Below are 13,695 nucleotides of genomic sequence, written 5' to 3'. Positions count from 1 at the left end.
CACGATGCTTTATCACCTGCTGTTTCCCCTGGCGGATGATTTCATCATCTTCAATCTGTTCCGGTACATCACGTTCCGGACGGGCGGAGCGATCCTGACCGCGTCCGTGATCAGCTTCGTGTTCTTCCCGACCCTGATCCGCTGGCTGAAGTCCAAGCAGGGCGAGGGCCAGCCGATCCGCAGCGACGGGCCGGAAACCCACCAGAAGAAGAAAGGCACGCCCACCATGGGCGGCCTGATGATCCTGATCGCGGTGATGATCAGCACGCTGCTGTGGGCCGACCTGACCAACCTGTTCGTCTGGGTCGTCCTGCTGGTCACCGTGGGCTTCGGCCTGATCGGCTTCGGCGACGACTTCCTGAAGCTGACCAAGCGCAACACCAAGGGCCTGTCGGGCAAGCTGAAGCTGGCCGGCCAGATCGGCACCGGCGGGGCAGCGGCCCTGATCATCGCGGTGTTCGGCCAGGACACCGTGTCCCACGGGCTGGCCGTTCCCTTCATGAAGGACCTGCTGATCGACCTCGGCTGGTTCTTCGTGCCGATGGCGGTATTCGTCATGGTCGGCGCCAGCAACGCGGTCAACCTGACCGACGGGCTCGACGGGCTGGCGATCGTGCCGGTGATGATCGCGGCGAGCTGCTTCGGCCTGATCGCCTATCTGGTCGGCAACACGGTATTCGCCAACTACCTGCAGATCCACCACGTGCCGGGAACCGGCGAGCTGGCGGTGTTCTGCGGCGCCATGGTCGGCGCCGGCCTGGGCTTCCTGTGGTTCAACGCGCCGCCCGCCATGGTCTTCATGGGCGACACGGGGTCGCTGTCGATCGGCGGCGCGCTGGGCGCCATCAGCGTCATCACCAAGCACGAGCTGGTGCTGGCGATCATCGGCGGCCTGTTCGTGCTGGAGACGGTGTCGGTGATCGTCCAGGTCACCTCCTACAAGCTGACCGGCAAGCGGGTCTTCCGCATGGCGCCGCTGCACCATCACTTCGAGAAGAAGGGCTGGGCCGAGCCGACCGTGGTCATCCGCTTCTGGATCATCGCCGTGGTGCTGGCCCTGGTCGGCCTGTCCACCCTGAAGCTGCGGTGACGCCATGATCGACCTCAAGCATCTCCGGGGGAAGCGCTACGCGGTCATGGGCCTCGCCAAGTCGGGTCTGGCCACCGCCAGGGCGCTGGCCGACGCCGGCGTGGAGATCCTGGCCTGGGACGACGGCGAGGCGGGCCGCGCCGCCGCGACCGCCGCCGGCATCCCGCTGACCGACCTGAACACGGCCGACCTCTCCGGGGTCGAGGCGCTGGTGCTGTCGCCCGGCATCCCGCACAGCTTCCCGAAGCCCAACGCGGTCGCGGCACGGGCGAAGGATGCCGGCCTGCCCATCGTGGGCGACATCGAGCTGCTGTACCGGGCGCAGCCCAAGGCGGCCTATGTCGGGATCACCGGGACGAACGGCAAATCCACCACGACGGCGCTGATCGGGCACATCCTGGCGCTCGCCGGCCGGAGGATCCAGGTCGGCGGCAATCTCGGCACGCCGGTCCTGAGCTTCGAGCCGCTGGGGGAGGACGGCATCTACGTGCTGGAGATGTCCTCGTACCAGCTGGAACTGGTGCCCTCCGTCGGGTTCAACGTGGCGATCCTGCTGAACGTCACGCCCGACCATCTGGACCGCCACGGCGGCATGGACGGCTATGTCGCCGCCAAGCGCCGCATCTTCCAGCACCCGAAGCGCTCGCACACAGCCATCGTCGGCGTGGACGACGCCCATTGCCGGGCCGTCTTCGAAGATCTGGAGCACACCGTCCCCTGCGCCGTGGTCCCCGTCTCGGCGGAGCGGCCGACCAAGGGGATCCATGTCCTGGACGGCAAGCTGTACGACGGCGGCGCCGAGCCGGTGATCGACCTCGCCGGGATCGCCGCCCTGCCCGGCCGGCACAACTGGCAGAACGCGGCGGCGGCCTTCGCGGCGGCCCGCGCCTGCGGCGTCCCGGTGGACACCATCCTGGAGGGCCTCCGCAGCTTTCCCGGACTGGCGCACCGCCAGCAGATGGTGGCGGACCGGAACGGCATCCGCTTCGTCAACGACAGCAAGGCGACCAACGCGGACGCGGCGGCCAAGGCGCTGGTCTGCTACGACCCGATCTACTGGATCATCGGCGGGCAGCCCAAGGAAGGCGGCCTGGACGGTCTGGAGCCTTTCATGCCGCGCATCCGCCACGCCTTCCTGATCGGGCAGGCGACGGAGCAATTCGCCGCGTGGCTCGACCGCCACGGTGTCGCCTATACCCGGTGCGGAACCCTGGAGGCTGCCGTGCCGGCCGCGGCGGCCATGGCGCGGGACGAGGCGCTCCCCGGCGCCACCGTGCTGCTGTCGCCGGCCTGCGCCTCCTGGGACCAGTTCAGGAGCTTCGAGCACCGCGGCGAGGTGTTCGCGGCCCTGGTCAATGATTTTCTGGTGAAGAAGGAAATCGCGGGATGACCGCTTTCGCCCGGACCGACCATTCCATATTCGGCAAATGGTGGTGGACGGTGGACCGCTGGACGCTGGCGGTGGTGGCGGTCCTGATGGGCCTCGGCATCGTGCTGGTCCAGGCGGCCAGCCCCGCCGTGGCCGAACGCATCGGGCTGGACAATTTCCACTTCGTCCAGCGGCACATCCTGATGCTGGTCCCGGCCTGCATGCTGATGGTCGGCGTCTCGCTGCTGAGCCCTCGCGGGATCCGGCGGACCGCGGTGATCGCCTTCATCTTCTTCACCATCCTGCTGGCGCTGACCATGGTCATCGGCTTCGAGATCAAGGGTGCGCGCCGCTGGATCCATGTCCCCGGCCTGTCGATCCAGCCGTCGGAGTTCGTCAAGCCGGCCTTCGCCGTGGTCGCCGCCTGGCTGTTCGCCCACGGCAAGACCAGCGACCGGTTCCCCGGCGCGATCATCTCCATCATGCTGTACCTGATGATCGTCGGGCTGTTGATGATGCAGCCGGACCTGGGCATGACCTTCGTCGTCTCGGTGGTGTGGTTCTGCCAGTTCTTCCTGGCGGGGCTGCCGATCGTCCTGGTCGCCATCCTGGGCGTGCTGGGCATCACCGGCCTGGTCGGCGCCTACATGCTGTTCCCACACGTGTCGAGCCGCATCGACCGCTTCCTCGACCCGGCGGCGGGCGACAACTACCAGGTGACCCGGTCGCTGGAGGCGTTCCAGAACGGCGGCGCCTTCGGTACCGGCCCCGGCCAGGGCAGCATCAAGATGATGCTGCCGGACGCCCATGCCGACTTCATCTTCGCGGTCGCCGGCGAGGAGCTGGGGCTGTTCTGGTGCCTCGTCCTGATCACGCTGTTCGCCTTCATCGTGATCCGCGGGTTCCTGCGGGTGATGCGCGACGACAACCTGTTCGTCGTCCTGGCGGTCACCGGGCTGCTGACCCAGTTCGGGCTCCAGGCCTGGATCAACATGGCGTCGAGCCTGCACATGATGCCGACCAAGGGCATGACCCTGCCCTTCATCAGCTACGGCGGCTCGTCGCTGCTGGCGCTGGGCTTCGGCATGGGCATGGTGCTGGCGCTGACCCGCAAGCGCTTCGGCGGAGGAGACGGGACATGACGCCCATCGAGACGCAAGCCCCCGTCGTCCTGGCCGCGGGCGGCACGGGCGGGCACATGTTCCCGGCGGAGGCGCTGGCCCGCGAGCTGCTGGCGCGCGGCAACCGGGTGGTGCTGGTCACCGACCGCCGCGGCAAGGCCTTCGGCGACGCCCTGCCGGAGGTCGAGGTCCACCGCATCCGCGCGTCGAGCTTCGGCAGCGGCGTGATGGGCAAGCTGCGCGGCGCCGTCGAGCTGGGCCTGGGCGCCCTCCAGGCGCGGCGCCTGATCGCGGCCCTGCGGCCTTCCGTCGTGGTGGGATTCGGCGGATACCCGTCGGTCCCGACGGTGCTGATGGCGCAGCGGGCCGGCGTGCCGACCGTGCTGCACGAACAGAACGCGGTGCTCGGCCGGGCCAACCGGATGCTGGCGTCGGGCGCCGCCCGGATCGCCACCAGCTTCGCAACCGTGTCGGCGGTCAAGCCGGCCGACCGGGCGAAGCTGGTGACGACCGGCAACCCGGTGCGCCCGGCCGTCACCGCCGTCCGCGACCTGCCCTATCCGACGCTGGAACCGGGCGGCGAGCTTCGGCTGCTGGTGGTCGGCGGCAGCCAGGGGGCCCGGATCTTCAGCGAGATCGTGCCGGAAGCGCTGGCGCTGCTGCCCGCCATGCTGCGGGAGCGCATCCGCCTCGCCCAGCAATGCCGGCCGGAGGACCTGGAAGCGGCGAAGGCCGCCTTCGCCAGGGCCGGGGTCGATGCCGAGCTGTCCAGCTTCTTCCGCGACGTGCCGGACCGGCTGGCGGCCTGCCACCTCGCCATCTGCCGCTCGGGCGCCTCGACCGTAGCCGAGCTGGCCGCGGCCGGCCGGCCGGCCGTGCTGGTGCCCTACCCGTTCGCCATGGACGACCACCAGACCGCCAACGCGCAGGCCGTGGCCGATGCCGGCGGCGCCTGGCTGATGCCCCAGCCGGCCTTCACGCCGAAGGCGCTGGCCGACCGGCTGGAAGCCCTGCTCGACCTGCCCGCCACCCTGGCCAAGGCGGCCGAGGCGGCCCGCGCGCGCGGCGCCGCGGACGCGGCCTCGCTCCTGGCCGACATCGTCATCGACATCGCCCCTGGCGCCGCCAAGGGCGCCGCGTCACCCCGAAGCGACCGGCCCAAGGCCGGCGCGGACCGTTACTCCACCGAGGCCGCCGAATAATGAGAGCCCTGCCCCTGTCCATCGGGACGATCCACTTCGTCGGTATCGGCGGGATCGGCATGAGCGGCATCGCCGAGGTGCTGCGGAACCTGGGTTATTCCGTCCGCGGGTCCGACATCGCCGACAGCGCCAACGTCAAGCGCCTGCGCGCCCTGGGCATCCCGGTCGAGATCGGCCATCGCGGCGAGAACCTGGCCGACGCCTCGGTCGTGGTGATCTCCTCCGCGGTCAAGAAGGACAATCCCGAGGTCGCCGCGGCCCGTACCGCCCTGATCCCGGTGGTCCGCCGGGCCGAGATGCTGGGCGAGCTGATGCGGCTGAAATGGTCGATCGCGATCGGCGGCACCCACGGCAAGACCACGACCACCAGCATGGTCGGCACCCTGCTGGAAGGCGCCGGGCTGGACCCGACCGTGATCAACGGCGGCATCATCAACGCCTACGGCACCAACACCCGCCTGGGCGCCGGCGACTGGATGGTGGTCGAGGCGGACGAGAGCGACGGCACCTTCACCAAGCTGCCGGCGCTGATCACCGTCGTGACCAACATCGACCCCGAGCACCTGGACCATTACGGGACCTTCGACGGGGTCCGCTCCGCCTTCGACAGCTTCGTGCAGAACATCCCCTTCTACGGCTTCGCGGCGCTGTGCATCGACCATCCCGAGGTCCAGGCGATGATCCCGCGCGTCGCCGACCGCCGGATCGTGACCTACGGCTTCAGCCCGCAGGCCGACGTGCGCGCGGTGGACGTGGTGACCGGGACCGACGGCGCCCGCTTCGACGTGGCGCTCAGCGACCGCGTCGCCGGGGAGCCGCGCGTGATCGAGGGCATCCACCTGCCGATGTTCGGGCTGCACAACGTGCAGAACAGCCTGGCGGCCATCGCGGTCGGCAACGAGATGGGCATCGACGGCGACAAGATCCGGTCCAGCTTCGCCCGCTTCTCCGGCGTCAAGCGGCGCTTCACCAAGACGGGGGAGAGCAACGGCGTCACCGTGATCGACGATTACGGCCACCACCCGGTGGAGATCGCCGCCGTGCTGAAGGCGGCGCGGACCGCCGGGACCGGCCGGACCATCGCGGTGGTCCAGCCGCACCGCTACAGCCGGCTGCACAGCCTGTTCGAGGATTTCTGCGCCTGTTTCAACGACGCCGACACTGTCCTGGTCGCCGACGTCTATGCCGCCGGCGAGCAGCCGATCGAGGGCGCCGACCGCGACGGCCTGGTAGAGGGGCTCCGGATGCGCGGCCACCGCCAGGTGCTGCCGCTGCCGTCGGCGGAAGCCCTTCCCTCCATGGTCCGCGACCTCGCCCAGCCCGGCGACTTCGTCGTCTGCCTGGGCGCCGGCAACATCACCGCCTGGGCCAACGCCCTGCCCGGCGAGCTGGACAAGCTCCACGGCACCGAGGGAGGCAAGAACCGATGACGGCGGCCGCTCCCATGCACCACCACGAGCCCCACCTGATCGACCGCCTGCCGGCGGTGCGCGGACGGGTGACCGCGAACGCGCCGCTGGCGAACGTCACCTGGTTCCGCGTCGGCGGTCCGGCGGAGGTGATGTTCAGGCCGGCCGACGCCGCCGACCTGGCCGGCTTCCTGGCGGGCTGCCCGGCCGACGTGCCGGTGACCGTGATCGGCGTCGCGTCGAACCTGCTGGTGCGCGACGGCGGCGTGCCCGGCGTCGTGGTCCGGCTGGGCCGCGCCTTCGCCGAGATAGCCGTGGACGGCGGGACGGCGGACGGCATGGAGATCCGCGCCGGCGCCGCCGCGCTGGACCTGAACGTCGCGGTGGCGGCGCGCGACGCCGGCATCGCCGGGCTGGAGTTCCTGTCGGGCATCCCCGGCACGATCGGCGGCGCGCTCCGCATGAACGGCGGCGCCTACGGCCGCGAACTGTCCGACGTGGTGGTCTCGGCCACCGCCCTGGACCGCCAGGGGCGGGAGCACGTTCTGGACCGAGGGGCGCTGGGCCTGACCTACCGGCACTGCGCGGTGCCGGAGGATTGGATCTTCACCGGCGCCACGCTGCGCGGGCATCCCGGCGATCCTGCCGGGATCGGCCACCGCATGCACGAGATCTCGTCGGCCCGGGCCGACAGCCAGCCGGTGCGCGCGCGGACCGGCGGCTCGACCTTCGCCAACCCGCCGGGCGAGAAGGCCTGGGCGCTGATCGACCGCGCCGGCTGCCGGGGCCTGATGATCGGCGGCGCGCAGGTGTCGGAGAAGCACTGCAACTTCCTGCTCAACCTGGGTTCCGCCACGGCGGACGACCTGGAGTCCCTGGGCGAGGAGGTCCGCCGCCGCGTCTACGAGACGTCGGGCATCGAGCTGCGCTGGGAAATCCGCCGCATCGGCGTTCCCGCGCCGGGCAAGACCATTCCGGGGAGCACGCCATGACCGCGAAGCCGCAGCATGTCGCCGTCCTGCTGGGCGGCTGGTCGGCCGAGCGGGAGGTGTCGCTGGTCAGCGGCGCCGCCGCGGCCAGGGCGCTGCGGGAGAGCGGCTACCGGGTCACCGAGATCGACGTGAGCCGCGACCTGGGCGCGCTGATGGCCGCCCTGACGCCGCGCCCCGACGTGGTGTTCAACGCGCTGCACGGCCGCGGCGGCGAGGACGGGACGATCCAGGGCGTGCTGGACATCCTGGGCCTGCGCTACACCCATTCCGGCATGACGGCCTCCGCGATCGCCATGGACAAGACGCTGACCAAGCGGTTGCTGGAGAGCGTCGGCGTCCGCTCGCCCAAGGGGATGGTGGCGACGCGGGAGCAGGTGCTGGCCGGCGACATCATGCCAGCCCCCTATGTGCTGAAGCCCAACAACGAGGGATCGAGCGTCGGCATCCGGATCGTCCGCCCGGGGGACAACCGCGACCTGGTGGACGCCGAGAGCTGGAACCACGGCGAGACGGTCCTGATCGAGCAATACATCCCCGGCCGCGACCTGACCGTCGCGGTGATGGGCGACCGTGCCCTGACCGTGACCGAGATCCGGCCCCATTCCGGCTTCTATGACTATTCGGCGAAGTATACCGACGGTCGGGCTACGCACCTCGTCCCGGCCCCCGCCCCGCAGGCCGTTCTGGACGAGGCCATGCGGATGGCCCTGCTCGCCCACCGGACTTTGGGCTGTGCCGGGGTGAGCCGCAGCGACTTCCGTTGGGACGATGCAATTAAGGATAGCGCCGGAGTTTATTTCCTAGAAATTAACACACAGCCCGGTATGACCCCCCTGTCCTTGGTTCCCGAACAGGCGGCACATCTGGGTATATCCTTTGCCGAACTGGTCGTCTGGATGGTGGAGAACGCCGCATGTCACGTGTGAACAAGCCGACCCTCTGCGCGCCACGCGACCTTCGCGCCCGCACGGCGGAGCGCGCGCGCAACGCCACCCAGAAGGCCACGGAGAAGGCGAACCGCCGCCGGTCCTGGCCGCGCTGGACCGAGAAGGCGATGCGCCTGGGCCTGATCGCGTTCCCGATCCTGCTGGCCGGCGGCGCCGGGGCCTGGGCCTATCAGACCGGGTGGTTCGGCACCATGGCCGACCGGACGACCGCCGCCCTGATCGACCTGACCGTCGATGCCGGGCTGGAGGTCCAGGAGGTGCTGGTCGAAGGCCGGGTCGAGACCGACCGGAACGCCGTGATGGCGGCGATCCAGGTCAAGCGCGGCGACCCGATCCTGCGGTTCGATCCGGAGGCGGCGCGCGCCGGCCTGGAACGGCTGCGCTGGGTCGCGACCGCCACGGTCGAACGCCGCCTGCCCGACACCGTGTTCGTCAAGCTGGACGAGCGCAGGCCGATGGCGCTGTGGCAGCGCGACGGGAAGCTGGCGCTGATCGACCGCGACGGCGAGGTGCTGACCGAGCGCGAATTGGGCCGCTACAACAACCTGCTCCAGATCATCGGCGCCGATGCGCCGAAACACGCGCCGGAACTGCTGGGGCACCTGGCGACCGTGCCCGCGCTGTTCGAGCGGGTCAATGCCGCCAGCCGCGTCGGCGGCCGGCGCTGGGACCTGCATCTGGCCAACGGCGTCGTGGTCCGCCTGCCGGAGAGCGACATCGGCGGCGCCCTGAAGCATCTGGCCGAGCAGGAGCTGAAGCAACCGGTGCTTGATCGCGACATAGTCGCCGTCGACCTCCGCCTGCCGGACCGGCTGGTGATCCAGACTTCGGCGACTGCGGCACAACGTCGCCGTGTGCCTGAGGAAAAGATCTAAAGCCGTATCCGACTAACCGAAATAGGTAATACATACCAAATGCAGTAAGGCAATCGCCGTTTGAAATACTGTATCTTGGGATGATAAAGTGATTACTGCGTTAGGCCGAGGCCTGAGGGGACTGCGAGCGAAGCGATGGCCTTCAACGGGAGCAAGAGAGTGAAGCGACCGGTGCGCGGCGGGGTAATCGCCGCGCTGGACGTCGGCACAACCAAGGTCTGCTGCTTCATCGCGCGGGTCGAGGATGGCGGCGCGTTGCGGATCATCGGGATCGGCCATCAGGTATCACGCGGCCTGAGGGCCGGCACCATCGTCGACATGGACGCGGCGGAACAGGCGATCGGCACGACCGTCCACGCCGCGGAGCAGATGGCGGGCGAGACGATCCGCGAGGTGCTGGTCAACATCTCCGGCGGCCAGCCGGTCTCGCAGACGACCAACGTCGAGATCCCGATCGGCGGGCACGAGGTCGGCGACGCCGACGTGCGCCGGGCCCTGGCCCAGGCTCGCCAGTTCCAGGGCAACGCCGACCAGGAGCTGATCCACTCCATCGCGGTCGGCTATTCGATGGACGGCAACCGCGGCATCCGCGACCCCCGCGGCATGTTCGGCGAGAAGCTGGGAGTCCAGCTCCACACCGTGACCGCGGGATCGAGCGCGGTCCGCAATCTCGCCACCTGCGTCGCCCGCTGCCACCTGGACATCGAGAGCTTCGTCGTCTCCCCCTTCGCCAGCGGCCTCGCGGCCCTGGTCGAGGACGAGATGGAGCTGGGCTGCACCCTGATCGACATGGGGGGCGGCACCACGACCATCTCGGTCTTCTTCGACGGCAAGTGCGTCTACACCGACTGCGTGCCGGTCGGCGGCAGCCACGTGACGAACGACATCGCGCGGGGCCTGACCACGCCCGTGGCCCACGCGGAGCGCATGAAGACCCTGTACGGCAGCGCCATCGCCAACGTCGCCGACGAGCGCGAGATCATCGACGTGCCCCAGGTCGGCGAGGACGAGCCGGCCCAGGCCAACCACGTCCCCAAGTCCCTGCTGGTCGGCATCATCCAGCCCCGGCTGGAGGAGATCTTCGAACTGGTCCGCGCCCGCCTGGAAGTCAGCGGCATGGGCAAGGTGGCCGGCCGCCGGGTCGTGCTGACGGGCGCCGCCAGCCAGCTGCCGGGCACGCGCGAGCTGGCCCAGCTCATCCTGGACAAGCAGGTCCGGCTCGGCCGGCCGATGCGGATCGACGGGCTGGCGGAAGCCACCGGCGGTCCCGCCTTCTCGACGGCGGCGGGGCTGCTGGCCTTCGCGGTGCAGAGCCACGCGGAGCTTCCGGGCTTCAGCGCCGAGGCGGAACCGCCGAAACATCTTTGGGGACGCGTGAGCCTCTGGCTGAAGGAGAACCTATGAGCCGGGGCCAGGAACAGTCGACAAAGCGGAACAGCGCGCCGCGCGGATGCCGGGACAGAGACGCCCGCATCCGTGAAAGCGATCGGACACGACGGGCGATATGCAGGCCGGCACTGACCGGCGGTGTGAAAACCAACATGAATTCATGGAATTGAATTCGGGCGAATTCGAAGGGAACTGGAGGCTGTCATGATCAATCTCAGCATGCCGGAAATCGAAGTGGATCTGCGGCCGCACATCACGGTGTTCGGCGTCGGCGGGGCTGGCGGCAACGCCGTCAACAACATGATCAAGTCGAACCTGGAAGGCGTCGAGTTCGTCGTCGCCAACACCGATGCGCAGGCGCTGAAGGGCGCCCTGGCGGAGAAGCGCCTCCAGCTCGGCACCACGATCACGCGCGGCCTGGGCGCCGGCTCGCGCCCGGACGTCGGCCGCGCCGCGGCGGAGGAGCAGCTGGCCGAGATCATGGGCTACCTGGAAGGTGCCAACATGGTCTTCATCACCGCCGGCATGGGCGGCGGCACCGGCACCGGCGCGGCGCCGGTGATCGCGCGGGCCGCGCGGGAGCAGGGCATCCTGACCGTCGGCGTGGTGACCAAGCCGTTCCACTTCGAAGGCGCGCACCGCATGCGCCTGGCCGAGACCGGGATCAACGAGCTCCAGCAGTTCGTCGATACCCTGATCATCATCCCGAACCAGAACCTGTTCCGCATCGCCAACGAGAAGACCACGTTCGCCGACGCCTTCAAGATGGCCGACGACGTGCTGCATTCCGGCGTGCGCGGCGTGACCGACCTGATGGTGATGCCCGGCCTGATCAATCTCGACTTCGCCGACATCCGGTCGGTGATGACCGAGATGGGCAAGGCCATGATGGGCACCGGCGAGGCGTCGGGCGAGCGCCGGGCGATCGACGCGGCCGAGGCCGCGATCAGCAACCCGCTGCTGGACGACGTGTCCATGAAGGGCGCGCGCGGCGTGCTGATCAACATCACCGGCGGCATGGACATGACGCTGTTCGAGGTCGACGAGGCGGCCAACCGCATCCGCGACGAGGTCGATCCCGACGCCAACATCATCTTCGGCTCGACCTTCGACCAGGACCTCGACGGCCGCATGCGCGTCTCGGTGGTCGCCACCGGCATCGAGGCCGAGAAGATCGCCCATCCCCGCCCCGCCGCGGCGACCAACGGGCTGAGCGTGGTCAGCGGCGGCCGCAAGACCGTTTCGCCGGCCCCGGGACCCGCGGGCCTCGTCGCGCGCGCCGACCAGGCCCGCCAGCCGACCGACTACCACCACACGCTGGTCGCCGCCCCGATCCATCCGGGCGCGGCCCAGGGCCATGGCGGCCAGGGCCAGGGTGGTCCCCAGGGCTACGCGCCCCAGATGCATGCGCCGCACCAGGGCCACGCCGCGGTCGGCAACACCGTCCGGTCGTTCCCCATCGAACCGCAGCAGTACCAGCATCCCGAGCCGACGCCCGCCGTCTATGCGCCGCCGGCCGAGCCGGCGGCCCCCCCGGCGCCGCAGCACATGGAAGGCCAGCCGGCCCATCACCAGTCGGAACTGGCGGCCCCGCCTCGCGGCCGCGAGCCCGAACGGGTCAGCGGTCCGCTGCGCGGCCAGAACCAGGACGGCGTCTTCATCGCTCCGCGTCCGGCCGACTCCGGTCCGCGTCCGCAGAGCCAGAACCTCAACACCGAGCGCTATCTCGCCCCCACGGCGGCCCTGCCCGAGGCGGCCCCGAAGAAGCGCGGCAGCTCGCTGTTCGAGCGGGTGACCGGCCTGGGCCGGCGGATCATGGAAGGTTCGGAACCCGAGCAGCAGGCCCGCCAGGCGCCGCAGCCGCCGGCCCCGCCGGCAAGCGTCAAGCAGGCTCCGGGCGGCGCGCCGCAGGCACCCCGCCCGGCGGCCGAGCCGATGGACCGTCCGGCCAAGATGAGCCACGCCGAAGAGGAGATGCTGGACATCCCCGCCTTCCTGCGCCGCCAAGCCAACTGACCCGTGACCCGCGGGCGCCGAGGCGCCCGCGGGTCACGCGGACCGGTACCGGAAAGAGCCCCCGCCCTCGCGGCCGGGGGCTTTTTTCTTGGCCCAATGCTTGAAGCAAGAGGACACGGGTGTGATGACCATCACTCGAGGACTATGCCGCAACTGCGTAACAATCCGTAACAAAGAGTGATTTGTGCTCTGGCGCGGGACTTGATAGGTATTGATCGTGGGTAACGCCCACGACAGCCGAGTGCTTATCGAAGTATTGCCCACACGACGCATAGCAGGTAATCAAGTGTCCGAGCAAAGCCAGAGTAACGAGACGATGTTTCAGCAGACGCTGAAGAGCCCGATCAACTGCACCGGCATCGGCCTGCATTCCGGGTCCAAGGTCTCCATGCGCCTGATGCCGTCGGATGTGAATACCGGCATCGTGTTCGTGCGTACCGACCAGCCGGCCGACCGCGCGACCATTCGGGCCGACTGGGATCGGGTGACCGATACCAAGCTGTGCACCGTGGTCGCCAACGACGCCGGCGTTTCGGTCGGCACGATCGAGCACCTGATGGCAGCGCTTCGCGGTTGCGGCATCGACAACGCAGTGATCGAGCTGAACGGCCCTGAAGTGCCGATCATGGACGGCAGCTCGGCTCCCTTCGTGTTCCTGATCGAGTGCGCCGGCATCCGCCAGCAGGACAAGCCGCGCCGCCTGATCAAGGTCCTCAAGCAGGTGACGGTCGGCGACCAGACCCGCTTCGCCAGCCTGTCGCCCTCGCCGGTGACCGGCTTCAGCTTCGAGATCGATTTCGCCAGCGCCGCGGTCGCCCGCCAGGAGACCTACGTCAAGCTCGGCAGCGGCACCTTCAAGGCCGAACTGGCCCGCGCCCGCACCTTCGGCTTCCTTCACGAGGTCGACCAGATGCGGAAGCTGGGCCTGGCTCGCGGCGGTTCGCTGGACAACGCCATCGTCATCAGCGGCGACAAGGTGCTGAACGAGGGCGGCCTGCGCTACACGGACGAGTTCGTGCGCCATAAGATCCTGGACAGCATCGGCGACCTGTATCTGGCCGGCGCGCCGATCATCGGCCATTTCCATGGTTGCCGCTCGGGCCATGCGCTGAACAACCAGCTGCTGCGCGCCATGTTCGCCGACCAGACCGCCTGGTGCCATGTCGATGCCGACGAAGCCGGTGCGACGCCGGCGGAATGGGCCCGGGAGAAGATCGCGGCCGTCGCCTGATCGGCGTCCGAAACCGGACCGACCATCCCGAAAGGCACCGGAGGGCTTCCCTTC

At 69.5% G+C, this 13,695-nt stretch carries 10 protein-coding genes and 1 pseudogene; all 11 read left to right on the top strand.

The window, feature by feature from the left end:
* The first annotated feature begins 4 nt into the window (after positions 1-4).
* Entirely contained in the window at positions 5-1,090 is a 1,086-nt protein-coding gene (mraY, locus tag IGS68_RS06870) for a phospho-N-acetylmuramoyl-pentapeptide-transferase (RefSeq protein ID WP_201078372.1), read from the top strand.
* Between the two features lie 4 nt (positions 1,091-1,094).
* Positions 1,095-2,480, top strand: coding sequence for a UDP-N-acetylmuramoyl-L-alanine--D-glutamate ligase (gene murD / locus IGS68_RS06865; protein WP_201078371.1), 1,386 nt, complete (start codon positions 1,095-1,097; stop codon positions 2,478-2,480).
* Positions 2,477-3,601: a putative lipid II flippase FtsW gene (ftsW, locus tag IGS68_RS06860; protein ID WP_201078369.1), complete on the top strand. Its 1,125-nt coding sequence runs from the start codon at positions 2,477-2,479 to the stop codon at positions 3,599-3,601. Before murD ends, ftsW begins: the two co-directional genes overlap by 4 nt.
* Positions 3,598-4,782, top strand: coding sequence for an undecaprenyldiphospho-muramoylpentapeptide beta-N-acetylglucosaminyltransferase (murG, locus tag IGS68_RS06855; protein WP_201078368.1), 1,185 nt, complete (start codon positions 3,598-3,600; stop codon positions 4,780-4,782). The genes ftsW and murG overlap by 4 nt, the downstream gene beginning before the upstream one ends.
* Positions 4,782-6,226, top strand: a pseudogene (gene murC / locus IGS68_RS06850) (UDP-N-acetylmuramate--L-alanine ligase); the annotation flags it as partial. The gene murG and the pseudogene murC, both read left to right, overlap by 1 nt.
* Positions 6,209-7,183: a UDP-N-acetylmuramate dehydrogenase gene (murB, locus tag IGS68_RS06845; RefSeq protein ID WP_201078366.1), complete on the top strand. Its 975-nt coding sequence runs from the start codon at positions 6,209-6,211 to the stop codon at positions 7,181-7,183. The pseudogene murC and the gene murB, both read left to right, overlap by 18 nt.
* Positions 7,180-8,109, top strand: coding sequence for a D-alanine--D-alanine ligase (locus IGS68_RS06840; protein WP_201078365.1), 930 nt, complete (start codon positions 7,180-7,182; stop codon positions 8,107-8,109). The genes murB and IGS68_RS06840 overlap by 4 nt, the downstream gene beginning before the upstream one ends.
* On the top strand, positions 8,097-9,005 hold the full coding sequence (locus IGS68_RS06835) for a cell division protein FtsQ/DivIB (RefSeq protein WP_201078364.1): 909 nt from the start codon (positions 8,097-8,099) through the stop codon (positions 9,003-9,005). Before IGS68_RS06840 ends, IGS68_RS06835 begins: the two co-directional genes overlap by 13 nt.
* 135 nt (positions 9,006-9,140) lie before the next feature.
* The gene (gene ftsA, locus IGS68_RS06830; protein WP_201078363.1) at positions 9,141-10,409 is read left to right on the top strand and encodes a cell division protein FtsA; all 1,269 of its coding nucleotides are present in this window, start codon (positions 9,141-9,143) and stop codon (positions 10,407-10,409) included.
* Positions 10,410-10,598: 189 nt separating this feature from the next.
* Entirely contained in the window at positions 10,599-12,410 is a 1,812-nt protein-coding gene (gene ftsZ / locus IGS68_RS06825; RefSeq protein WP_201078361.1) for a cell division protein FtsZ, read from the top strand.
* 316 nt (positions 12,411-12,726) lie between these two features.
* Complete coding sequence (gene lpxC, locus IGS68_RS06820; RefSeq protein WP_201078359.1) at positions 12,727-13,641, top strand: UDP-3-O-acyl-N-acetylglucosamine deacetylase; 915 nt, start codon at positions 12,727-12,729, stop codon at positions 13,639-13,641.
* Positions 13,642-13,695 lie beyond the last annotated feature (54 nt).

Source organism: Skermanella sp. TT6, from assembly GCF_016653635.2.
GTDB lineage: Bacteria > Pseudomonadota > Alphaproteobacteria > Azospirillales > Azospirillaceae > Skermanella > Skermanella cutis.
The sequence above is the reverse complement of the archived record's forward strand: the minus strand, read 5'-3'. Positions and strand labels throughout refer to the sequence as shown.

Excerpts from the sequence above, each read along its gene's own strand:
- mraY (WP_201078372.1), top strand. The coding sequence starts at position 5 with ATGCTTTATCACCTGCTGTTTCCCCTGGCGGATGATTTCATCATCTTC.
- murD (WP_201078371.1), top strand. The coding sequence starts at position 1,095 with ATGATCGACCTCAAGCATCTCCGGGGGAAGCGCTACGCGGTCATGGGC.
- ftsW (WP_201078369.1), top strand. The coding sequence starts at position 2,477 with ATGACCGCTTTCGCCCGGACCGACCATTCCATATTCGGCAAATGGTGG.
- murG (WP_201078368.1), top strand. The coding sequence starts at position 3,598 with ATGACGCCCATCGAGACGCAAGCCCCCGTCGTCCTGGCCGCGGGCGGC.
- murB (WP_201078366.1), top strand. The coding sequence starts at position 6,209 with ATGACGGCGGCCGCTCCCATGCACCACCACGAGCCCCACCTGATCGAC.
- IGS68_RS06840 (WP_201078365.1), top strand. The coding sequence starts at position 7,180 with ATGACCGCGAAGCCGCAGCATGTCGCCGTCCTGCTGGGCGGCTGGTCG.
- IGS68_RS06835 (WP_201078364.1), top strand. The coding sequence starts at position 8,097 with ATGTCACGTGTGAACAAGCCGACCCTCTGCGCGCCACGCGACCTTCGC.
- ftsA (WP_201078363.1), top strand. The coding sequence starts at position 9,141 with ATGGCCTTCAACGGGAGCAAGAGAGTGAAGCGACCGGTGCGCGGCGGG.
- ftsZ (WP_201078361.1), top strand. The coding sequence starts at position 10,599 with ATGATCAATCTCAGCATGCCGGAAATCGAAGTGGATCTGCGGCCGCAC.
- lpxC (WP_201078359.1), top strand. The coding sequence starts at position 12,727 with ATGTTTCAGCAGACGCTGAAGAGCCCGATCAACTGCACCGGCATCGGC.